The sequence below is a fragment of the Rhizobium changzhiense genome, from assembly GCF_013087625.1.
GTDB classification, from domain to species: domain Bacteria; phylum Pseudomonadota; class Alphaproteobacteria; order Rhizobiales; family Rhizobiaceae; genus Rhizobium; species Rhizobium sophorae.
The window spans coordinates 144,108-165,507 of record NZ_JABFCQ010000008.1 but is presented as its reverse complement, the minus strand read 5'-3'; the positions used below and the strand labels follow the sequence as shown (position 1 = coordinate 165,507).

Annotated in this window: 21 protein-coding genes; 4 read left to right on the top strand and 17 right to left on the bottom strand. The window is 61.3% G+C overall.

Going from position 1 to position 21,400, the window contains the following annotated elements; all coding sequences use genetic code 11:
- Nucleotides 1-25: 25 nt before the first annotated feature.
- The 4 genes from G9X68_RS29505 to G9X68_RS29490 all read left to right on the top strand — a co-directional run bounded on the left by G9X68_RS29505 (nucleotide 26) and on the right by G9X68_RS29490 (nucleotide 6,778).
- Nucleotides 26-997: an ABC transporter substrate-binding protein gene (locus G9X68_RS29505; protein WP_171605402.1), complete on the top strand. Its 972-nt coding sequence runs from the start codon at nucleotides 26-28 to the stop codon at nucleotides 995-997.
- 401 nt (nucleotides 998-1,398) lie between these two features.
- The gene (locus G9X68_RS29500) at nucleotides 1,399-2,589 is read left to right on the top strand and encodes an efflux RND transporter periplasmic adaptor subunit (RefSeq protein ID WP_171605401.1); all 1,191 of its coding nucleotides are present in this window, start codon (nucleotides 1,399-1,401) and stop codon (nucleotides 2,587-2,589) included.
- 12 nt (nucleotides 2,590-2,601) lie between these two features.
- On the top strand, nucleotides 2,602-5,928 hold the full coding sequence (locus G9X68_RS29495; RefSeq protein ID WP_171605400.1) for an efflux RND transporter permease subunit: 3,327 nt from the start codon (nucleotides 2,602-2,604) through the stop codon (nucleotides 5,926-5,928).
- 166 nt (nucleotides 5,929-6,094) lie between these two features.
- The gene (locus G9X68_RS29490; protein WP_171605399.1) at nucleotides 6,095-6,778 is read left to right on the top strand and encodes a Crp/Fnr family transcriptional regulator; all 684 of its coding nucleotides are present in this window, start codon (nucleotides 6,095-6,097) and stop codon (nucleotides 6,776-6,778) included.
- Nucleotides 6,779-6,796: 18 nt separating this feature from the next.
- On the opposite strand, the gene ureG is transcribed toward G9X68_RS29490, so the two are convergent.
- From ureG to urtA, 17 genes are all read right to left on the bottom strand, one after another.
- Nucleotides 6,797-7,408: an urease accessory protein UreG gene (gene ureG / locus G9X68_RS29485; RefSeq protein WP_171605398.1), complete on the bottom strand. Its 612-nt coding sequence runs from the start codon at nucleotides 7,406-7,408 to the stop codon at nucleotides 6,797-6,799.
- Between the two features lie 90 nt (nucleotides 7,409-7,498).
- Nucleotides 7,499-8,170: an urease accessory protein UreF gene (locus G9X68_RS29480; RefSeq protein ID WP_171605397.1), complete on the bottom strand. Its 672-nt coding sequence runs from the start codon at nucleotides 8,168-8,170 to the stop codon at nucleotides 7,499-7,501.
- A gap of 6 nt (nucleotides 8,171-8,176) precedes the next feature.
- Nucleotides 8,177-8,770, bottom strand: a complete 594-nt coding sequence (locus G9X68_RS29475) for an urease accessory protein UreE (protein WP_171605396.1) — start codon at nucleotides 8,768-8,770, stop codon at nucleotides 8,177-8,179.
- An 86-nt stretch (nucleotides 8,771-8,856) separates the two neighbouring features.
- Nucleotides 8,857-9,720: a GGDEF domain-containing protein gene (locus tag G9X68_RS29470; protein ID WP_171605395.1), complete on the bottom strand. Its 864-nt coding sequence runs from the start codon at nucleotides 9,718-9,720 to the stop codon at nucleotides 8,857-8,859.
- 330 nt (nucleotides 9,721-10,050) lie between these two features.
- Nucleotides 10,051-10,722 (bottom strand): TIGR02117 family protein, encoded by a 672-nt coding sequence (locus G9X68_RS29465; RefSeq protein WP_171605394.1) that lies wholly within the window; start codon nucleotides 10,720-10,722, stop codon nucleotides 10,051-10,053.
- 31 nt (nucleotides 10,723-10,753) lie between these two features.
- On the bottom strand, nucleotides 10,754-12,466 hold the full coding sequence (ureC, locus tag G9X68_RS29460; RefSeq protein WP_171605393.1) for an urease subunit alpha: 1,713 nt from the start codon (nucleotides 12,464-12,466) through the stop codon (nucleotides 10,754-10,756).
- 3 nt (nucleotides 12,467-12,469) lie between these two features.
- The gene (locus G9X68_RS29455; RefSeq protein ID WP_171605438.1) at nucleotides 12,470-13,093 is read right to left on the bottom strand and encodes a Urease operon accessory protein; all 624 of its coding nucleotides are present in this window, start codon (nucleotides 13,091-13,093) and stop codon (nucleotides 12,470-12,472) included.
- A 16-nt stretch (nucleotides 13,094-13,109) separates the two neighbouring features.
- A complete protein-coding gene (locus tag G9X68_RS29450) occupies nucleotides 13,110-13,523 on the bottom strand; it encodes a lysozyme inhibitor LprI family protein (protein ID WP_171605392.1) in 414 nt (137 codons plus the stop codon).
- Nucleotides 13,524-13,545: 22 nt separating this feature from the next.
- The gene (locus G9X68_RS29445) at nucleotides 13,546-13,851 is read right to left on the bottom strand and encodes an urease subunit beta (RefSeq protein WP_018243288.1); all 306 of its coding nucleotides are present in this window, start codon (nucleotides 13,849-13,851) and stop codon (nucleotides 13,546-13,548) included.
- A 10-nt stretch (nucleotides 13,852-13,861) separates the two neighbouring features.
- Nucleotides 13,862-14,113: a DUF1272 domain-containing protein gene (locus G9X68_RS29440; RefSeq protein WP_171605391.1), complete on the bottom strand. Its 252-nt coding sequence runs from the start codon at nucleotides 14,111-14,113 to the stop codon at nucleotides 13,862-13,864.
- A 9-nt stretch (nucleotides 14,114-14,122) separates the two neighbouring features.
- Complete coding sequence (locus G9X68_RS29435; protein WP_064695492.1) at nucleotides 14,123-14,425, bottom strand: urease subunit gamma; 303 nt, start codon at nucleotides 14,423-14,425, stop codon at nucleotides 14,123-14,125.
- A 28-nt stretch (nucleotides 14,426-14,453) separates the two neighbouring features.
- On the bottom strand, nucleotides 14,454-15,275 hold the full coding sequence (locus G9X68_RS29430) for an urease accessory protein UreD (RefSeq protein WP_171605390.1): 822 nt from the start codon (nucleotides 15,273-15,275) through the stop codon (nucleotides 14,454-14,456).
- A 147-nt stretch (nucleotides 15,276-15,422) separates the two neighbouring features.
- Nucleotides 15,423-16,118, bottom strand: a complete 696-nt coding sequence (gene urtE / locus G9X68_RS29425; protein WP_003542323.1) for an urea ABC transporter ATP-binding subunit UrtE — start codon at nucleotides 16,116-16,118, stop codon at nucleotides 15,423-15,425.
- Between the two features lie 199 nt (nucleotides 16,119-16,317).
- Entirely contained in the window at nucleotides 16,318-17,073 is a 756-nt protein-coding gene (gene urtD / locus G9X68_RS29420) for an urea ABC transporter ATP-binding protein UrtD (RefSeq protein WP_171605389.1), read from the bottom strand.
- A gap of 5 nt (nucleotides 17,074-17,078) precedes the next feature.
- The gene (gene urtC, locus G9X68_RS29415) at nucleotides 17,079-18,242 is read right to left on the bottom strand and encodes an urea ABC transporter permease subunit UrtC (RefSeq protein ID WP_171605388.1); all 1,164 of its coding nucleotides are present in this window, start codon (nucleotides 18,240-18,242) and stop codon (nucleotides 17,079-17,081) included.
- The gene (gene urtB, locus G9X68_RS29410) at nucleotides 18,239-19,876 is read right to left on the bottom strand and encodes an urea ABC transporter permease subunit UrtB (RefSeq protein ID WP_171605387.1); all 1,638 of its coding nucleotides are present in this window, start codon (nucleotides 19,874-19,876) and stop codon (nucleotides 18,239-18,241) included. The genes urtC and urtB overlap by 4 nt, the downstream gene beginning before the upstream one ends.
- 115 nt (nucleotides 19,877-19,991) lie before the next feature.
- Nucleotides 19,992-21,284, bottom strand: coding sequence for an urea ABC transporter substrate-binding protein (urtA, locus tag G9X68_RS29405; protein WP_171605386.1), 1,293 nt, complete (start codon nucleotides 21,282-21,284; stop codon nucleotides 19,992-19,994).
- Nucleotides 21,285-21,400 lie beyond the last annotated feature (116 nt).

Genomic DNA, 21,400 nt, shown 5'->3' with positions numbered 1-21,400 from the left:
AACTTCAGAGGGTAAGGATAAGAAAATGAGAAAGTTGTTGGTTGCAATGATGGCGAGCGCGATGTCGCTTGCAGCGGCCCATGCGATGGCCGCCGACAAGGTGGTGCTGCAGCTGAAATGGGTCACGCAGAGCCAGTTCGGCGGCTATTACGTCGCCAAGGACAAGGGTTTTTACAAGGAAGAAGGCCTCGACGTCGAGATCAAGCCGGGCGGCCCCGATATTGCCCCCGAGCAGGTGATCGCCGGCGGCGGCGCCGATGTCATCGTCGACTGGATGGGCGGCGCCCTGGTTGCCCGCGAAAAGGGCGTTCCGCTCGTCAACATCGCCCAGCCCTACCAGAAGTCCGGCCTGGAAATGATCTGCCGCAAGGACGGCCCGGTCAAGACCGAAGCCGACTTCAAGGGCCACACGCTCGGCGTCTGGTTCTTCGGCAATGAGTATCCCTTCTTCGCCTGGATGAACAAGCTCGGCCTGTCGACCGAAGGCGGCCCGAACGGCGTCACAGTGCTGAAGCAGAGCTTCGACGTGCAGCCGCTCGTCCAGAAGCAGGCCGACTGCATCTCCGTCATGACCTATAACGAATACTGGCAGGCGATCGATGCCGGCTTCAAGCCGGAAGAACTGACGGTCTTCAACTACACCGAGATGGGCAACGACCTTCTCGAAGACGGCCTCTATGCGATGGAGGACAAGCTGAAGGACCCGGCCTTCAAGGAAAAAATGGTCAAGTTCGTCCGCGCCTCGATGAAGGGCTGGAAATATGCGACCGAAAACCCCGACGAAGCCGCCGAGATCGTCCTGGACAATGGCGGCCAGGACGAGAACCATCAGAAGCGCATGATGGGCGAAGTCGCCAAGCTGGTCGGCGACAGCTCCGGCAAGCTGGACGAGGCGCTTTATGCTCGCACGGCAAAGGCGCTGCTCGACCAGAAGATCATCAGCAAGGAGCCCTCGGGCGCCTGGACGCACGACATCACCGACGCCGCTTCGAAGTAGGCGCCGGAGACATTCTGAAAGCGAAACGCGCGGGGTTTTCCCGCGCGTTTTGTTTTTTCCGCCTAAACGCAAAAAAACGCCTTGCAACTGTCGCAAATATCAGGCGTCAAACGTCATACACTTTGAAGCGTGATCAATCTTCGTAATGTTGACATAACCTTGCGGTGATTGATTGACGTCGGAATGCTAATTATTATCGCCTAATGGGGAATTGTTTTCTGCCGGACTTGTAGATCGAGCAAATCGATACCACCTACAAGCCGAATTTGCCGGCGAGGGATGAAGACGGCAAAGGATCGGCGGATACCTCTGAGAATGCAGGAAGGGCAGTGGCCTGATCGCGCGCTGAGTGGCAGACGCTCGAGTTCGGCCAACCTTATCATAAGATTGGACGAAGACGCATGGCACGCAAGCCGATTGGAATTCTAGGCGCCTCCACCCTTTTTGCGGCGGCTCTCGCCGCATCCGCCGCATTTTCGCAGGAGACGCCGGTTGCAAAACCGCAGCAGAACCTGCCGGCGATCGTCGTCACCCAGGCGACGAACCGAACCCTCGTCGACCGCGTTATCGGCACGGGTACGGTCAAACCCGTCGAAGAAGTCTATATTCAACCGCAGGTCGAAGGCCTCTCGATCCGCACGCTGAAAGCCGATGTCGGCGACAAAGTGCAGGCGGAAAGCACGCTTGCCACGCTGAACGATGACGCGCTGATCCTGGAAAAGAGCCAGATGCTGGCGACGAAAGCCAAGGGCGAGGCAAGCCTCGCCCAGTTGCGCGCCCAGCTCGTCGAGGCCCAGGCTAATGCCGAACAGGCAAGGCAGCAGCAGGCCCGCGCCCAGGAAATGGTCAAGAAGGGCACGGTTTCCACCGCCCAGGTCGAGCAGGCCGATGCGACGGCCGCCGCCGCCAATGCCCGCGTATCTTCCGCCGAGCAGGCGATCGAAGTTTCCGAAGCCGATCTCAAGGTCTTCGACAGCCAGATCGCCGATGCCGATCTGAAACTGGCGCGCACCGCTGTGAAGACGCCGGTCGCCGGCACGGTCTCGGCCAAGAACGCCAAGGTCGGCGCCATCGCCGCCGGCAACGGCGACCCGCTCTTCACCATCATCCGTAACGGCGATATCGAGCTCGTCGCCGAAGTCGCCGAAAGTGATATCGTGAGAGTCATGGCCGGTCAGAAGGCTGCGATTTCGCTCTCCGGCAGCCGCGAGAAACTGTCCGGCGCCGTGCGCCTGGTCTCGCCGACCGTCGATCCCGTCACCCGCCTCGGTCTCGTCCATATCTCCATCGACGACGACAGCAAGGCGCGCTCGGGCATGTATGGCAGCGCCGAGATCATCGTGCGCGAGACTGAGGGCGTATCGCTTCCCCTCGCCGCCGTGCTCACCGGCAGCGAAGGCTCCTCAGCCCGCAGGGTCGAGGATGGCGTGGTGAAATACGCCAAGGTCGAGACCGGCATCCAGGACGGTGCCTATGTCGAGATCGTCAATGGATTGAAGACCGGCGACGAGGTCGTGGCCAAGGCAGGCGCTTACGTCCGTGACGGCGACCACATCACCCCGGTGCGTGAACAGCCCCCGGCTTCCAACTAAAGAGACCATCCGATGAATTTTTCAGCCTGGTCCATTCGAAACCCCATCGCACCACTCCTGGCCTTCTGCCTGCTGGTGTTCATCGGCATACAGTCCTTCAACTCGCTGCCGATCACCCGTTTTCCCAACATCGACGTGCCGCTGGTTTCGATCAGCGTGACGCAGAGCGGCGCTTCGCCGGCCGAACTCGAAATGCAGGTGACGAAGGAGATCGAAGACGCGGTCGCCTCAATCACTGGCATCGACGAGATCCAGTCGACGGTGACCGACGGCAGCTCGCAGACCAACGTCATGTTCCGCATGGAAGTGCCGACCGAACAGGCCGTGCAGGACACCAAGGACGCGATCGACCGCATCCGCAGCGATCTGCCGGCAAACGTCGAAGAACCGATCGTCTCCAAGGTCGATGTCGAAGGCCAGGCGATCCAGACCTTCGCCGTTTCCTCGCCCGCCATGTCGCTGGAGGAACTTTCCTGGTTCGTTGACGACACGATCAAGCGTTCGCTGCAGGGCCAGGCCGGTATCGGCCGCGTCGACCGCTACGGCGGCGCCGAGCGCGAGGTGCGCATCGAACTCACCCCCGACAAACTCAACGCCTACGGCATCACCGCCGCCAGCGTGAACGAGCAGCTGCGCGGCACCAACATCGATCTCGGCTCCGGCCGCGGCCAGGTGGCCGGCAGCGAACAGGCGATCCGCGTCCTGGGCGACGCCCGCAACGTCGCCGAACTCGCCGACACGACGATTGCGCTGCCGAACGGCCGCTTCGTCAAGCTGTCCGATCTCGGCGTCATCAAGGACACCTATGAGGAGCCGAAATCCTTCTCGCGCTTCAACGCTACGCCGGTCGTCACGTTCGGCGTTTTCCGTTCCAAGGGCGCCAGCGAGGTCAGCGTCGCCGAAACCGTGGGTCAAAGCCTCGACAAGGTGCGGGCCGAAAACCCGAACGTGAAGATCGAACTGATCGACGATTCGGTTTATTTCACCTATGGCAACTACGAAGCCGCCATCCATACGCTGCTCGAAGGCGCGCTGCTCGCCGTCATCGTCGTCTTCCTGTTCCTCCGGAACTGGCGCGCAACGCTGATTTCGGCAATCGCCCTTCCCCTGTCCGCGATCCCGACCTTCTGGATCATGGACATGATGGGCTTCTCGCTGAACCTCGTCAGCTTCCTCGCCTTGACACTTGCGACCGGTATTCTCGTCGACGATGCGATCGTCGAAATCGAAAACATCGCCCGCCACATCAAGATGGGCAAGACGCCCTACCGAGCGGCGATCGAGGCGGCCGATGAAATCGGCCTCGCCGTCATCGCCACCACCTTCACGATCATCGCCGTCTTCGTGCCGGTTTCCTTCATGCCGGGCATTCCGGGCCAGTACTTTATCCAGTTCGGCCTGACCGTCGCCTTCTCCGTCTTCTTCTCGCTGATGGTGGCGCGCCTCATCACCCCGATGATGGCCGCCTATCTGATGCGCGCCGAAGACGCGATGGAAGACCATCACGACAATGACAGCCTGCTGATGAAGGGCTATACGCGCCTCGTCACCGGCACCACCCGCAAGTGGTATTGGCGTTATACGACGCTGATTGCGGCGCTCGTCTTCCTCGTCGGTTCCGTCGGCCTGCTGATGCAGGTTCCGGGCAGCTTCCTGCCGCCGGAAGATGCCTCGCGTATCGTTCTCTCCGTCGAGCTGCCGCCGAATGCACGGCTTGACGACACCGAGAAGACGACGGATGCGATCTACGACAGGGTCAAGGACATCAACGGCGTCGATAGCGTCTTCGTTCTCGGCGGCGCATCGCCGAAGGGTGATCTCGAACTGCGCCGCGCGACCGTCACGCTGGCACTCGACAAGCTCGACCAATCGCTGGTCAAGAAGATGGTCAACGACGTGCTCGGCCATATCCCGGTCATCGGCCCGATGCTGCCGAAGGTGGAAGTCCACGGCCGCGAACGTCCGCAATGGAATATCGAAAAGGAAGTCTTCGCCAAGCTGCGCGACATTCCCGACGTCCATATCCTCAAGCTCAACGACCGCGGCGAACGCGACCTCTCCTTCAACTTCCTCTCCAAGAACGACAAGGACCTGAACGACGCCGTCGGCATTCTGGAATCCAAGCTCCGCGCCGATCCGCTGCTGGCCAATGTCAGCGCCGACGGCGCCCTGCCCCGTCCGGAACTGCAGGTTCATCCGCGCAAGGATGAGGCAGCCCGCCTCGGCATCACGCCGCAGCAGATCTCCGAGACGATCCGCGTCGCCACCATCGGCGATGTCGATGCAGCCCTTGCCAAGATCTCGCTCGACGATCGCCAGATCCCGATCCGTGTCCAGACTTCGCTCGACATGCGCCGCGATCTCTCGGCCATCCGGGCGCTCAAGATCCAGACCGCCAGCGGCGGCACCGTTCCGCTCGCAAGCGTCGCCAATATCGACTATTCGGAAGGCGTAAGCTCGATCAAACGCAACAACCGTTACCGCGTCGTCTCGATCGGGTCCGACCTGCCGCAGGGGGTGGCGCTCGACACGGCTTCGGCCCGCTTCCGCGAGATCGTCAATGGGGCCAACATCCCGGCCACGGTGCACCTTGCCGAAAGCGGCGACACCAAGGTGCAGACCGAGATGCAGCAGAGCTTCGTCAACGCCATGCTGATGGGCCTCCTGTTGGTACTGACAGTGCTGATCCTGCTTTTCAAGGACGTGATCCAGCCCTTCACCATCCTGTTCTCGCTGCCGCTCGCCATTGGCGGCGTCGCAGTCGCACTGATCATCACCAGCAACCCGCTGTCTATGCCCGTCATGATCGGCATCCTGATGCTGATGGGTGTCGTCACCAAGAACGCGATCCTGCTCGTCGATTTCGCGATCGAGATGCGCCACCGAGGCATGGCTCGCGTCGAGGCCATGGTCGAAGCCGGCCGCAAGCGTGCCCGACCGATCATCATGACCTCGATCGCCATGTCGGCGGGCATGCTGCCTTCGGCACTCGGTGTCGGCGAAGGCGGCTCGTTCCGCGCGCCAATGGCGACCGCGGTGATCGGCGGCATCATCGTCTCGACCGTGCTCTCGCTCGTCGTCGTGCCTTCCTTCTTCCTGATCATGGACGACCTCTCTCGCCTGCTCGGCTGGGCTTTCGGTCGCCTGGTCGGCAAGAAGGACGACGAAGAGCTGCCGCTATCGCGCGAGGATCTCACCCGCGTCACCCGCGAGAACCGCGACGACATCGACTCGCTGGAGGAACGCCTGACCGCGATCGAAAAGCCGGAAAGCAAACGCAAGACCGCCAACGGCAACGACACCAACGTACTCCGCCTGCCGCCCTTCGCGGCGGAATAAGCAAAAACCAGGAAATGAACGGGCCGGGAGCGTTCTCCCGGCCCGTTTCGTTTTTGTAGTTCATTTCTTGGCGTTGACCAAAATCAATTCCGCCTTCGGCTCCTTCCCGTATTTTGCCCGGCAGCCTTAAGGAATTGAAAGACCGGCCATATCAGGAGACCGGGAGATGAACAGAAAGCTGACATTCAACGGCCATGAGGCCGCTGTACTTGCCAAGGTCGCCTTCATGACCGGGCTCGACCACAAGGAGGCTGAAGCCCTACGCACCTGCGCAACAGTTCGCCTCTGCGACCCGCACGACGTTCTCTTCGAGGAGGGCGACAAGGCGGCCTATTTCTATTGCGTGCTCAGCGGTTACGTCAGGCTCTATCGCCACAACGGCGACGGCAGGCAGGCCGATATTCGCATCTGCGAGCCCGGCGACGGCTTCGCCGAATGCCTGATCCACGCCGACGAAACCTATCGCTACTGCGCGCAGGCGATGGATAATGCCGTACTGGCGCGCTTCCACATCACTAATGTCCGGGTGTTGCTCGAGGAACGGCCGCGGATCGGCAAGGCGATCATGCGCAGCCTGTCGCTGCATCTGATCTCGACGATGGAATGCCTGGCAAGCGACCGCATGCAGACCGCGCCGCAGCGCGTGGCACATTATCTGCTGACCCATTGCGTCGAGAACGGTGCGACCGCTTCGCTGCGGCTGCCGTTTCCGAAAAACCTGCTTGCCCGCAAACTCGGCCTCGCACCGGAGGCCCTCTCGCGCGCCTTCTCGACGCTGAAGACGAAAGGGGTAACGGTGCGTGGCCGAACGATCGCCATTACCGACGTCAACCTGCTGCGGCAGGTCTGACCGCCAAATTATCCCGTCTTAGAGCCCGCCCTGCTCCCTGAGGAAGTTGACGATCGAGCTGACGCCGTCGCCACGCTTCATGTCGGAGAAGACGAAGGGGCGGTTCGCACGCATGCGCGTCGCATCCCGGTCCATCACCTCGAGATCGGCGCCGACATAGGGCGCCAGATCCTTCTTGTTGATGACGAGCAGGTCCGACCGGGTGATGCCGGGCCCGCCCTTGCGCGGGATTTCCTCGCCCTGGCAGACAGAGATGACATAGATGGTGATATCGGCAAGATCAGGCGAAAAGGTCGCCGCCAGATTGTCGCCACCGGATTCGATGAAGACGACGTCGAGATCGGGGATCCGCTGGTTGAGGCCGGCGATCGCCTGCAAATTGATCGTCGCATCCTCGCGAATGGCGGTATGCGGGCAGCCGCCCGTCTCGACGCCGACGATGCGGTCCGAAGTCAATGCCTGCATCCGCACCAGCGCCTCGGCATCCTCCGTCGTGTAGATATCGTTGGTGACGACGGCGACGGAATAATCGTCGCGCATCGCCTTGCAGAGCTTTTCGGTCAGCGCCGTCTTGCCCGAGCCGACCGGCCCGCCAATGCCAACACGCAAAGGTCCGTTTCTTGATTTCATGTGTCTTACTCCAATCGAACCCCGATGATAACGAAGCCGCCCGCCCGCGCCACCGTCAAATGACGCAGCCGCCGCGATAATTTCGGACAATCACGAACGGAACAGCCGCGTCGCCTGCGTCTCGTGCCGCAGGCTGGCAATATCGGCCTGCACCGTCGCCGAACCCAGATCGTCGAGCGTCGAGGCAGACGCCCTCCGGGCAACCTCCGCGATACGATCTTCGAGACCGGCAAGTACGGCAACGCCATCCCTCTGCCCGGCGACGCCGAGGCGGATGCCGGATGAAACCGCTTGTGAGGCATAGGCGTGCAGGAAGGCGGCGAGCGCCTTCTCGGGCCTTATGTCATGGGCGCCCGTTACCGCCCCGACCGCAATGGGATAAGCGACCTTGTCGGGCAGCCGCTCGAACACATCGTCCGGCCAGGCCCGCGCCGCTGCGAGGAAAGCCTCGCCGAGCAGCATCGTTTCCTGATGGCGCTCGCGTGATCCGGCAAGCGCCTCGGCGAGCGCGGCGATCTCGGCAAGACGCGCGGCTTCCGCTTGGTGCCTGTGGCTTTCAGCCAGAAGCACCGCATCGTTCCAGACCGAACCATTGCCGATCAGCGTGCCGATCCAGGTCGCAAGCGAGCTCGAATCCGTAACCAGCCCGTCGGCCACTGCCCGCTCCAGCCCACCCGAATAGGCAAAGCTGCCGATCGGAAAGGCCGGCGAGAGCCATGCCGTCAGGCGCAGCAATGCCTGCAGCTCGCGATCACTAGTCATTAAGGCTCAGTCGTGCTTATGGTCGTGATGTCCGTGGTCATGACCATGGTCATGATCATGGCCGCGATCGTGGCGGTGCTCATGCTCATGCTCGTAGCCATGTTCGTGATCGTGGTCATGGCCGTGACTATGAGTAAGATCGTGATCATGCCCATGAGAATGCCCGCCTTGGGAATGATAGGCGCCGCGCGCCGGCTGGAACGGCTCATTGATATCGAGGACGACGGCGCCGAGGCCCTGCAGCATGGTGCGGATGACATGATCGCGCAGGATGACGATGCGGTCTTCCTCGATCTGGGCGGCAAGATGCCGATTGCCGAGATGCCAGGCGAGCTCGACCAGATGCGTGCGGTCGCGTCCGCGAACCTCGAAGAGCTTCTCGTCAGCGGCGAGGATCTCGATCAGTTCGCCGTCGTCTCGGACCAAAAGGTCGCCATTGGCGAAAAGCACCGGATCCTTGAGATCGAGCATGACCATCTCACCATTTTCCAGATGCAGCAACTTGCGGCGCAGATGGCGCAGATCATGCGGCAGCTTGACCTGAGCGATCGGATGGGAGGAAGGGGTTCCGGCGGGAAGATAGGAGGTGACGCGCTGCATGACATGTCCGTTTTTCTGAGAGGACGAGCATGCAAAATAGCTCTTCCCGATGCAAGCACCAATGGCCTTTCGTCCGGCTTCGCCTTTTATATTCCGTAAGCCTGCATCACATTGTCGCTCTCCGGTCCTCTATTCTTGCCATCGACGCCATTATCGACGAGCCCGTGCCAGGCGTGATGCAGACCTTCCCGTTCGTGTACGACGCGATTGCGCCCGAGCGCCTTGGCGAGATAGAGCGCCCGGTCGGCGGAGGCATAGACCGCCTGCTTGTTGCGCCCGGCGACGAGATCGGCAACGCCGCCGGAAACGGTGATGCGGATATCATGCCCCTCGGCCCTGATGGCGCCGCCGGCGATCCGGGCTCGGACGCTTTCGATGCGTTCCATCCGCGCCTCCAGCGGCTCGCCGGAGACGATGACGCCGAACTCCTCCCCACCAAGCCTTGCGACGACGGACATCTCATCGAAGGCGGATGTGAGCATGGACGAAACGGCGATGATGACGGCATCGCCGCAGCCATGCCCGAAGCGGTCATTGATCGCCTTGAAACGGTCGACGTCAAAAATGACCAGCGACGCATTGCCATCGGTATTCTCAAGCGCCTCGGTAAAGGCGCGCCGGTTGAGCAGCCCGGAAAGCGTATCCGTGCGGCTGAGCTTTTCAAACTCCGCCCGCGAGAGCGCGAGGTCGCGCATGGCAAAGCCGGCAAACAGCGACAGCATGCCGGAAACGGTACCGCCGATCAGCCAGGAAAAGATGACGCTGAAGCCGATTGCATGGGCGAGCGTCACCGGCAGAAGCCCGAGAAGATCGAGCGACGGCATCGTCAATGCGATAATGACTCCTGAGAGAATGACGGCAAGAAAAGCCATCTTCAAGGCGAAGACATAGACGTTCCTGCGGTATTGAAGATCGCCGAAATCGGCCTGCAGCGACATCCAGTTCCTCATGAGAATCAACCTTCCTGCTCGGCGTTTCCAGGCATTGATAAGAGCCCAATTGCTGTGGGTGTCTTAATTGACTCGTTAAAATTTGACAGGTTCTGGATGATTCGGTGGGCAGATTTTTTCTAGCAGGGGCTGCAAGCGTCCAATCCCTGAATCGTACAGGACATGCGAGCACCTATATCATTGACATAAAATGCCTTTTTCGGGATTTATGGTTGAACTGTTCCAGAATGGTTTACCTGGAGAAAACACAGGGTTTCACAGGGATTTTTACAACCGTACGGAGAGTCCTGTTCACAATTTCGTTTACGAACAGACCGCTCGGCGAATGCTTCAATTGTAGACAGAGAGAGATAACCGCAATGCTTGTGGAAGGGGGTTCCATATGCCGGTTCGAAGCCCAGCCGAGCGCAGGGCAGCGGCAGTCCAGGTGTTGCAGCCTAAGAGGGCGTTGAAGTATCCCCTGGCCTCGAAGAACCGGTCGATCTCGCCGTAACCCGCACCCGCAATCGGCACCACCGCGCCCGCGTCGCGCACGAAGCTCTCGGAGATAAAGTCGCGCAGCTGCGCCAATTGATCCTCACTGACATTGAATGCCGTAACGCTGGGCTGCGGCTCGGTGATATGACCGGCAAGGTCCACATGCAGCACAGAACGGTCGATCGTCAGCGCGCGCAACACTGGCAGCGGCTTCAGCTCCGCCCATGTAGGAGTTTCCAAATAGAAGGCCCGACCGCCCCAGCCGATAATGAGCCACTCCGCGCTCGGATGACCGAGCGGAAAATCGGTTTCGTCGAGGAAGGAAAAGGCAGCCCGCGTTTCCGCGTCGAGCGGAATGGCAATATCGGTATGGATCGGGCCTGACAGCAGGAGAATCCGATGCGTCACCGCCGCAGACGACGCCTTGACCGGCGCAATCAGCGGCCGGGGAATGAAGGTCCCGCAGGCCGCCAAAAGCACTATCACGAATACGATCCGCGACAACCAGCGGATACCTGTGCTCATCGCGGCCGTCCGCTGCACATGGGACGTGGGCCTAGAACAAGAAATAGCGCTGCGCCATCGGCAGCACCGTCGCCGGCTCGCATGTCAGCAGCTCACCGTTTGCCCTGACCTCGTAGGTCTCTGGATCGACCTCGATCTCGGGTGTCAGGTCGTTGTGGATCATCGATGCCTTGGAGATGCCGCCGCGCGTATTCTTCACCGCGACCAGTTCCTTGGCGACGCCGAGCCGGCCCTTCAGGCCGGCATCGAGCGACGCCTGGCTGACGAAGGTGACGGAGGAATTGGTGAGGCTCTTGCCGTAGGAGGCAAACATCGGCCGGTAGTGAACCGGCTGCGGCGTCGGGATCGAAGCGTTCGGATCGCCCATCGGCGCGGCTGCGATCGAGCCCCCGAGCAGCACCATATCGGGCTTCACCCCGAAGAAGGCCGGATTCCACAATACGAGGTCGGCACGTTTGCCGACTTCGACCGAGCCTATCTCACGGCTGAGGCCATGGGCGATCGCCGGGTTGATCGTGTATTTGGCGATATAGCGGCGGACGCGGAAATTGTCGTTGTCGCCCTTTTCCTCCTTCAGCCGGCCGCGCTGACGCTTCATCTTGTCGGCCGTCTGCCAGGTGCGGATCGCCACCTCGCCGACACGGCCCATGGCCTGGCTATCGGAAGAGATGATCGAGAAAGCGCCGATATCGTGCAGGATGTCTTCCGCCGCGATCGTCTCCTTGCGGATGCGGCTTTCGGCAAAGGCGATATCTTCGGGGATCGACGGCGACAGATGGTGGCAGACCATCAGCATGTCGAGATGCTCGGCGATGGTATTGACCGTATAGGGACGCGTCGGATTGGTCGACGAGGGGATGACGTTCGGCTGGCCGCAGATCTTGATGATGTCGGGCGCATGCCCGCCGCCCGCCCCTTCCGTGTGGAAAGCATGGATGGTGCGGCCCTTGATGGCGCCGATCGTATCCTCGACGAAGCCGCTTTCGTTCAGCGTATCGGTGTGGATCATCACCTGCACGTCGTATTCGTCGGCCACCGACAGGCAGCAGTCGATGGCGCCGGGCGTCGTGCCCCAATCCTCGTGCAGCTTCAGCGAGGTGGCGCCGGCCAGCACCATTTCGGTCAGCGCCCCCGGCAGCGAAGCATTGCCCTTGCCGGCAAAGGCGAGGTTCATCGGAAAGGCGTCGGCCGCTTCGATCATGCGCGCGAGATGCCAGGGACCGGGCGTGCAGGTGGTGGCGAGCGTGCCGTGTGCAGGACCAGTGCCACCGCCGAGCATACAGGTAATGCCTGACATCAGCGCCTCCTCGATCTGCTGCGGCGCAATGAAATGGATATGGCTGTCCATGCCGCCAGCTGTGACGATCTTGCCTTCGGCAGCGATCGCCTCCGTGCCCGGGCCGACGATGATGTTGACACCCGGCTGCATGTCGGGATTACCGGCCTTGCCGATCGCGACGATGCGCCCATCCTTGAGCCCGATATCGGCCTTGTAGATGCCCGAATGATCGACGATCACCGCATTGGTGATGACCGTATCCACTGCGCCATCCGCCCGTGTCACCTGGCTCTGGCCCATGCCGTCGCGGATCACCTTGCCGCCGCCGAACTTCACCTCCTCGCCATAGGTGGTGAAATCCTTCTCGATCTCGATGAAGAGCTCCGTATCGGCAAGGCGCACCTTGTCCCCAGTGGTCGGTCCGAACATGCCGGCATAGGCGGCGCGCGAGATCTTGTAGGGCATCTATCAGGCTCCTTGGGAGGAAGAGACAAGTGTTTTTCCGCCGAGCCGCTTGAGGCGGCCAGCGGCAATATAGCTATCGACCAGTTGTCGTTCGGCCGAAAACGGGTGCCATTCCCAGCCGGCGTGGCCGAAGCCGGCAAGCGTCACCTCGGCCTCGGCATATGTGTTCAGCACCTCGGCAATGACGATCATACCGCTGCTCGGCACGACATAGGGCGAAGGAGCAAAGGCTGAAAGCGAGGCATCGACGGCCTCGTGAACCGCCTTGCCGATGACGACGTGCCTCTTGCCGGTGTTTGCGCAGAAGGCAGTGAACTCATTCGTATAGTCGTCGCAGAAATCGTCGAGTTCCGGATGCGAGACGGCAAGCGGCGCCCGCATCGCGGCAAATTTTTCCGGGTCGCGCACGCTCCAGATTTCGCCAGCCGACACCACGCCCGGATGGGCGTGCCACTCACGCGAACCAAGCATCGCCTTTGCCGGTCTGCCAGTGTTGCAGACCGCAACGGCATCCGTGCGGCTGCCGCCGGCTCCATAGGAGCGGCAATCGTTGAAGCGGACGACGAAATCGGCGGCATCGATGATGCCTACCTCTGCGTCTGCGACCTCACCATTGCCGACGATCATAATCTTCCTGATCACCTCAGTTGCTCATCGTGTCTTCGAGCTCTTTCAGCTCTTTCGTGCGTTTGTCCGTGATATTGGCGAGACATCCGGCGACCAGCATCGGCTCCATCGTGCCGCCGCGGGCCTGAAAGCCGAAGGCGTCGCATTCGGCGTCGCGATAATCGATCCAGGCGCGCTGGGCCTTGACCAGCGCCTGCTCTGCGCCCTTCATGTCGCCGTCTAGGTCCTGGTCCTTGTCGATCGCCGCCAAGACGGCGCGAGTCTTCTTGTATTGCGCATTCAGCGCCTTGTCGGCGGCTTCATGGCGCGCCGCCTCGCAGGCAGTCATGTCCGATTGCGTCTTGGGACTGTTGCAATCGATATCCTCGGCGGAGGCGCTACCAACCGCCAGCAGCATCGCAGCCCCGACGAGGCAGACATTCAAACGCATTCATTCCTCCCGTCTATTGTTTTTAAAGCTTGCCCATCACCAGTTGGCGGAAGCCGTAAACCTCGCGCTTGCCGGAAAGCGGGATCAGCGTTACCGAGCGAGTCTGCCCCGGTTCGAAGCGCACCGCCGTCCCCGCCGGGATATCGAGCCGCTTGCCATGCGCCGCCGCGCGATCGAAGGAAAGCCCCGCATTGGTCTCGGCGAAATGATAGTGGCTGCCGACCTGCACCGGCCGATCGCCCGTATTGGAAACCTCCAGCGTCACCGTCTGCGCCCCGGCATTCAGTTCGATGTCGCCGCTTGCGGCAATGATTTCACCTGGAATCATCTCGTCCTCCTTAAGCCGCCTTGGGCGCACAGCCCTCAGCCTTCAGCACACGCTTCATCGACGCCGGATTTTTGGCAAGCATGGCCGCCGGCCGAATAGGCCTCGCGACGAGATTGCCGCCGCAGTTCGGGCAGACACCCTTTAGCACGCCGCCCACGCAATCGGCGCAGAAGGTGCATTCATAGGTGCAGATCCGTGCCTCGGGGCTATCCGGCGGCAGATCCTTGTCGCAGCATTCGCAATTGGGCCTGAGCTCCAGCACGCTATCTCCTCACCGGATCGGTTCGTGCACGGTGACGAGCTTGGTCCCATCGGGGAACGTCGCCTCCACCTGCACGTCGTGGATCATCTCGGCAACGCCCTCCATCACCTGGTCGCGGCCGATCACATGGGCGCCGGCCTCCATCAGTTCGGCGACCGGGCGGCCGTCGCGAGCACCTTCCACAACGAAATCGCTGATCAGTGCGATCGCTTCGGGATAGTTCAGCTTGACGCCGCGCTCCAGCCGCCGCCGCGCCACCATCGCCGCCATTGATATCAACAGCTTGTCTTTTTCTCTCGGAGTGAGGTTCATCGCTTGTCCATCTGCTGCATGCCTAGGTTCATAGATTCCAGACTTTCGGCACAGGCGCACCGTTGCGCAAGGTGGAAATGACCGGGATCAGGATTTTTCTGAGCAAGAAGCCGTCGGCTGCGGCAAGGCGGACGACGAGTTTGCCATTCCAAGCGCTCGCACCGCCCATCGATCCTTCGACCAACGGCCGGACCTTGCCGAGATAGGCTTCCGAAAGCGACCCGGCATAAAGCAACGTCGCAAAGGCCACCTGCCCGCCGAGCACGGCCTGGCGCGCGGCAAGGGCTGCTACACCTTCGGAAAGTCTGAGTTCCTCGGCGTGGATCAGTTGGTTCGAACGGCGGATGCGCCAGCGGTCGCGGAAGAGCCCGGTCTCCACCGTCTCACCCATCGCCTTGCGGCCGAGCAGCACGGCCTCGACGGCCAGAAATTCGGCACTCTCGTCAAGATCGACGTCCAGCCGGCGGAAAAGTGCGGCCCGGTCGAAGAGGATCGTTTCCTGCGGCAGCCAGTCGACACGGGCTTGGGCTCCAACCTTGATGCTGGTCGCCACCTCGGCGACGCCGGCCGATGCCTTGTAGATCTTCTCGCAAGCTTGAGTGGTGACGTCGATGCGCGTACCGGCGCCGGCATCCACGCTCCAATCCATCCGATCGCCGCCCGTCAGCCCGCCGGCGGTATTGATGATGACGGCTTCCATCGAGGCATCGAAGGTATCGGGCAGGCGGATCTTCGCTGCCCCCTCCTGATAGAGTTCACGGATGCGCGTGCGGCCATCGAACAGCTTTGCCGCCAGATGCCCGCGCCCTTCCGCTCTTTGCGGTCTCGTGCCTGCCGCCGCAGTCGTCATATCGTCCCTTTCGGTCGCGCCTTTTTTCATTCAAGCGCGCGGATGGCGGAAAGCAAGCAATTCCTATGCCGTCCCGCGCAGACCTTTGGCGGCGGCGGAAGGTTCTCCGGCGCCGCGCCCTCTGCTGCAAAATGCGGCATCTGCCAGCTAGACAGTCAGGTGGCGGCGGGCCTCCGGTGTATCCAGCGTCTCGGCAAGCCCTTCATGCACGATTTCGCCGCGATCCATGATGTAGACGTAGTCGGCCAGCTCCCGGCAGAAGTCGAGATATTGCTCGACGAGCAGGATCGCCATGCCTGTAGAGTCGCGCAGGTAGCGGATCGCCCGACCGATATCCTTGATGATCGATGGCTGAATGCCCTCGGTCGGCTCGTCGAGCACGAGAATCCTCGGCCGCGTCACCATGGCGCGCCCGATCGCCAGCTGCTGTTGCTGCCCGCCGGAAAGATCGCCGCCGCGACGCGACAACATCGACTTCAGCACCGGGAAGAGACTGAAGATGTCATCGGGGATGTTGCGGTCGCGGCGGCCAAGCGGAGCAAAGCCGGTTTCGAGATTTTCCTTGACGGTGAGCAGTGGGAAGATTTCGCGGCCCTGCGGCACATAGCCGATGCCCTGCTTGGCGCGGGCAAAGGGCGGCAAGCCGTTCAGCTTGGTATCGTTGAAGGTGACGGTGCCGGCCGACAGCGGATGCTGGCCGGTAACGGCGCGCAGAAGAGAACTCTTCCCCACGCCGTTACGCCCCAGCACGCAGGTGATCTTGCCCATCTCCGCTTTGATCGAGATGCCGCGCAGCGCCTGAGCGGCGCCATAATGCAGGTTTGCGTTTTCGACTGTCAGCATCGGTTTCCCTTTACATTCAAACTGCTATCGGAGCAGGCCGCTGCCCCTCATCCGGCTGCCGCCACCTTCTCCCCGCTTGCGGGGAGAAGGGAATATGCCGCGACCTGTCCGTCCCTCGTCCACCTCTCGCATGGCACGTCCCCTCGCCCCGTTTACGGGGAAGAGGGTTAAGGTGAGGGGCATCCGGCAAACACGACGCTCACCGCCCCAAATAGTTCTCGATGACCTTCGGATCCGAACTCACAAAATCGATCGACCCTTCGGCCAGCACCGATCCCTCCGCAAGGCAGGTCACCTTGACGCCGAGGTCGCGGATGAAGCCCATGTCGTGTTCGACGACGACGACCGACCGGGTTTTGGCGATATCCTTGAGCAGGTTCGCGGTTTCCGCCGTCTCCGCATCGGTCATGCCGGCCACCGGCTCGTCAACCAGCAGGAGCTTCGGTTCCTGCGCCAGCAGCATGCCGATCTCCAGCCATTGCTTCTGCCCGTGCGAGAGATTGGCGGCGAATTCGTCGCGGCGGTGCGTCAGCCGCACCGTTTCGAGGATTTCCTCGATGCGCGCCTTGTCCTCGCCCGAAAGCCGGTAGAACAGTGTCGAGAACACGCCGCGACGGCGGTTCAGCGCCAGCTCCAGATTGTCCCACACCGTATGGCTTTCGAAGACCGTCGGCTTCTGGAACTTGCGGCCGATGCCGAGCTGGGCGATATCGGCCTCGTCCCTCTTGGTGAGGTCGATCGTGCCGTTGAAGAACACCTCGCCCTCGTCGGGCCTGGTCTTGCCGGTGATGATATCCATCATCGTCGTCTTGCCGGCGCCGTTCGGGCCGATGATGGCGCGAAGCTCGCCGGGTTCGATGACGATCGACAGCGAATTCAGCGCCTTGAAGCCATCGAAGGAAACCGAAACGCCGTTGAGATAAAGCACGCTGTTGGGTTTGACGTCAGGGATCATGGCGCTCACTCCGCTGCCTGGATTTTCGGCTCGATACCGTCTTCCTCAGCCGCCGGTGGTGCCGCCTTGGAGACGACCTTCCGCTTGCCGAGATATTGCGCAATCGTGCCGACGACGCCCTTCGGCAGGAACAGCGTGACGGCGACGAAGAGACCGCCGAGTGCAAACAGCCAGAACTCCGGGAAGAGGCCGGTGAAGATCGTCTTGCCGCCGTTGACGAGGATCGCGCCGATGATCGGGCCGATCAGCGTCGCCCGCCCGCCCACCGCCGTCCAGATGACGACTTCGATCGAATTGGCAGGGGCGAATTCGCCGGGATTGATAATGCCGACCTGCGGCACGTAGAGCGCACCGGCAATACCCGCCATCATCGCCGAGACGACGAAGGTGAAGAGCTTGAAGTGCTCGACGCGGTAACCGAGGAAGCGCGTGCGGCTTTCCGCATCACGCACGCCGACCAGTACCTTGCCGAACTTCGAGCGCACGATCGCCGAGGCGAGCAGCAGCGACAGCGCCAGGAAGATCGCAGTTGCCGCAAAGAGGACTGCACGCGTGCCGCCAGCCTGAACGTTGAAACCGATAATGTCCTTGAAATCGGTAAGGCCGTTATTGCCGCCGAAGCCCATGTCGTTGCGGAAGAAGGCCAGCAGCAGCGCGTAGGTCATCGCCTGGGTGATGATCGAGAGATAGACGCCGTTGACGCGTGAGCGGAAGGCAAACCAGCCGAAGACGAAGGCGAGCAGGCCGGGCACGACGAGCACCATCAGCGCCGCAAACCAGAAATGGTTGAAGCCGTACCAGAACCAGGGCAGATCCTTCCAGTTCAGGAACACCATGAAGTCGGGCAGAACAGGGTCTCCATAGCTACCGCGCGTACCGATCTGGCGCATCAGATACATGCCCATCGCATAGCCGCCGAGCGCAAAGAAGGCACCGTGGCCGAGGGAGAGGATGCCGCAGAAGCCCCAGACGAGATCAAGCGCCAGCGCCAGCAGCGCATAGGTCAGATACTTGCCGAACAGCGACATGATATAAGTCGGCACGTGCAGCGGATTGGTCGGCCCCGTCATCAGGTTCAGGACCGGCACAAGGACGGCGACCAGAAGCAGGAGGGCAATGGCAATGACGATCTTGCGATCGAGTGATCGGAGAAGGAAGGCCGTTATCATGCTTCCACCGCCCTTCCTTTAAGTGCGAAGAGCCCGCGGGGACGCTTCTGGATGAAGAGAATGATGAGGACGAGCACCAGGATCTTGCCGAGCACGGCGCCGGCGAAGGGCTCGAGGAATTTGTTGACGACGCCGAGCGAGAGTGCACCGACCAGCGTACCCCAGAGATTGCCGACACCGCCGAAGACGACGACCATGAAGCTGTCGATGATGTAGGATTGACCGAGGTTCGGCGAGACATTGTCGATCTGGCTGAGCGCTACGCCGGCGATGCCGGCAATGCCCGAGCCGAGCGCGAAGGTGAAGGCATCGACCCAACCGGTGCGGATGCCCATCGACGACGCCATGCGCCGGTTCTGCGTAACGGCACGCATCTGCAGGCCGAAGGCGGACCGCTTGAGCAGCAGGAGCAGCGTCACAAAGACCACCATCGAAAAGACGATGATCCAGAGTCGGTTCCAGGTGATGGAGAGCCCGCCGAGATCGAAGACGCCGGACATCCAGGTCGGATTGCGGACCTCGCGATTGGTCGGGCCGAAGATGCTGCGCACTGCCTGTTGCAGGATGAGCGACACGCCCCAGGTGGCGAGCAACGTTTCGAGCGGCCGGCCGTAGAGATAGCGGATGACGGCGCGCTCGATCACCAGACCGACGAAGCCGGTAAAGACGAAGGCCGCAGGCACGGCAAAGGCCAGCGAATAATCGGCAAGTTCAGGAAAGGCGGAGGTAATGTATTCCTGCACCACATAGGTGGTGTAGGCGCCGATCATCACCATTTCGCCATGCGCCATGTTGATGACGCCCATGACGCCGAAGGTGATGGCAAGGCCGATCGCGGCAAGCAGCAGTACCGAGCCGAGAGACAATCCGTACCAGATGTTCTGGACGATATCCCACAGCGCCAGGCTGCGATTGATGGAGCTGATATCCGCCTGAATCGCCGGCTTCAGGTCGTCAGGCGCGGTTTCGAGTGTGGTCGTGAGGATGGTCAGCGCATCGCGATTGCCGCGCGCCGCGATCGTATCGATCGCAGCCTTCTTGTCTTCGACGCTCGCATCCGTCTTGAGCAGCAGAACTGCGCGCGCCGCTTCCATCGTATTCTTGATCTCAGCGTCCTTTTCGGCCGCAAGCGCCGAATTCAGCAGGTCGAGATTGGCGGGATCGGCATCTTTCAGCAAGCCCTGCGCCGCGGCAAGCCGCGCGGAACGGTCCGGGCTCATCAGCGTCAGCTGACTGGTGGCGGCGCTGATGACGCCGCGAAGCGCGTTGTTGATCTTGACCTTCGTCATCAGATCCGGATCGACATCGGCAGCGGCTTCGCCGGTGATCGGATCGGAATAGGTCGGCTCGTCATCGGTCCCGCCCTGGAGGAGAACCGGGCCGCCATCGGAATTGACGTAGAGAAGGCCGTCGCTCAACTGCTGTAGGATCTGGCTGACATGCGGATGCTTGGAAGCGACCAGCGCCTTGATTGCCACTTCGCGTTCCGGGAAATCGCCGACGCCGAGCGCGTCGATAAGCACGTGGATATCGTCCTGGGCCTGGACTTCGCTCGAGATCATCACGCCCGAAAATGTCAGGCCCGAAAATGCCAGGCAAACCGTGATGAGGAAAATCTTTATGGCGCGATACATCGGCTTTCTCGCCCTTGATAGTGTTGGCCTCGCGGCGCAATCGCTGGGACGGAGCTTCCGCCCGGGATCAAACCCGGACGGAAGCCTTCAGGCAATCATCGGTTCGAGGTCGTACTCAGGAGCCCTTGCCACCGCACTTGCCCGTAGCAACGTTGAAGTTGCCGCAGGACATCGGCTTGCGCCAATCGGAGATCAGGTCCTTGGAATCAGGCAGGAAGTCTGACCATTCGTCGCCGACGACGGCAGGTGTCTGCTGGACGATTTCGAACTGGCCGTCGGCCTGGATTTCACCGATCAGCACTGGCTTGGTGATATGGTGGTTCGGCATGACGGTCGCATAACCGCCGGAGAGGTTCGGAACGCTGACGCCGATGATGGTGTCGAGAACCTTGTCGGTATCGGTCGTGCCGGCAGCCTGGACGGCCTTAACCCATGCGTTGAAGCCGATGTAAGCAGCTTCCATCGGGTCGTTCGTCACGCGCTTGTCGTTTTTGGTAAACGCATGCCAGTCCTTGATGAACTTCTTGTTGGCCGAGCTTTCGACCGATTCGAAGTAGTTCCAGGCAGCGAGATGGCCGACAAGCGGCTTGGTGTCGAGGCCGGCAAGCTCTTCTTCGCCGACCGAGAAGGCGACGACGGGGATGTCGGTTGCCTTGATGCCCTTGTTGCCCAGTTCCTTGTAGAACGGAACGTTGGCATCGCCGTTGATCGTAGAGACGACGGCGGTCTTCTTGCCGGCCGAACCGAATTCCTTGATCTTGGAAACTTCGGTCTGCCAGTCGGAGAAGCCGAACGGCGTGTAGTTGGTCATGATGTCTTCTTTCGGAATACCCTTCGAAATCAGGTATGCCTCGAGAATCTTGTTGGTCGTGCGCGGATAGACGTAGTCCGTACCTTCGAGAACGAAGCGCTTGACGCCTTCTTTTTCCATCAGGTAGTCGACAGCAGGAATGGCCTGCTGGTTCGGAGCAGCACCGGTGTAGAAGATGTTGCGCGAGGACTCTTCGCCTTCATACTGGACCGGGTAGAAGAGGATCGAGTTGGTCTCTTCGAAAACCGGCAGAACGGACTTGCGCGACGAGGACGTCCAGCAACCGAAGACGGCGGCAACCTTGTCCTTCTGGATCAGCTCACGTGCCTTTTCGGCAAACAGCGGCCAGTCGGAAGCCGGGTCGACGACGACGGCCTCGAGCTTCTTGCCGAGAAGGCCGCCCTTCTTGTTCTGCTCGTCGATGAGCATCAGCATGGCGTCCTTGAGCGTGGTCTCGGAGATGGCCATGGTGCCGGAGAGCGAGTGCAGAATGCCGACCTTGATCGTGTCATCGGCGGCAACTGCACCGCTAAAGGCGGCCGACGCCGCCATGATCGCGCCGAGCGCTGCGCCCGTAATAGTGGATTTGAGATTCATCTGGTTGAACTCCCCTCTTCTTGTTCCGCAACAGACCGGAAACGGAGATTAACTGTTGCTTAAAGAACTATCGGGTGCTGCAGCGCGAAAACACATACGTCGATTGACGTAGGCGC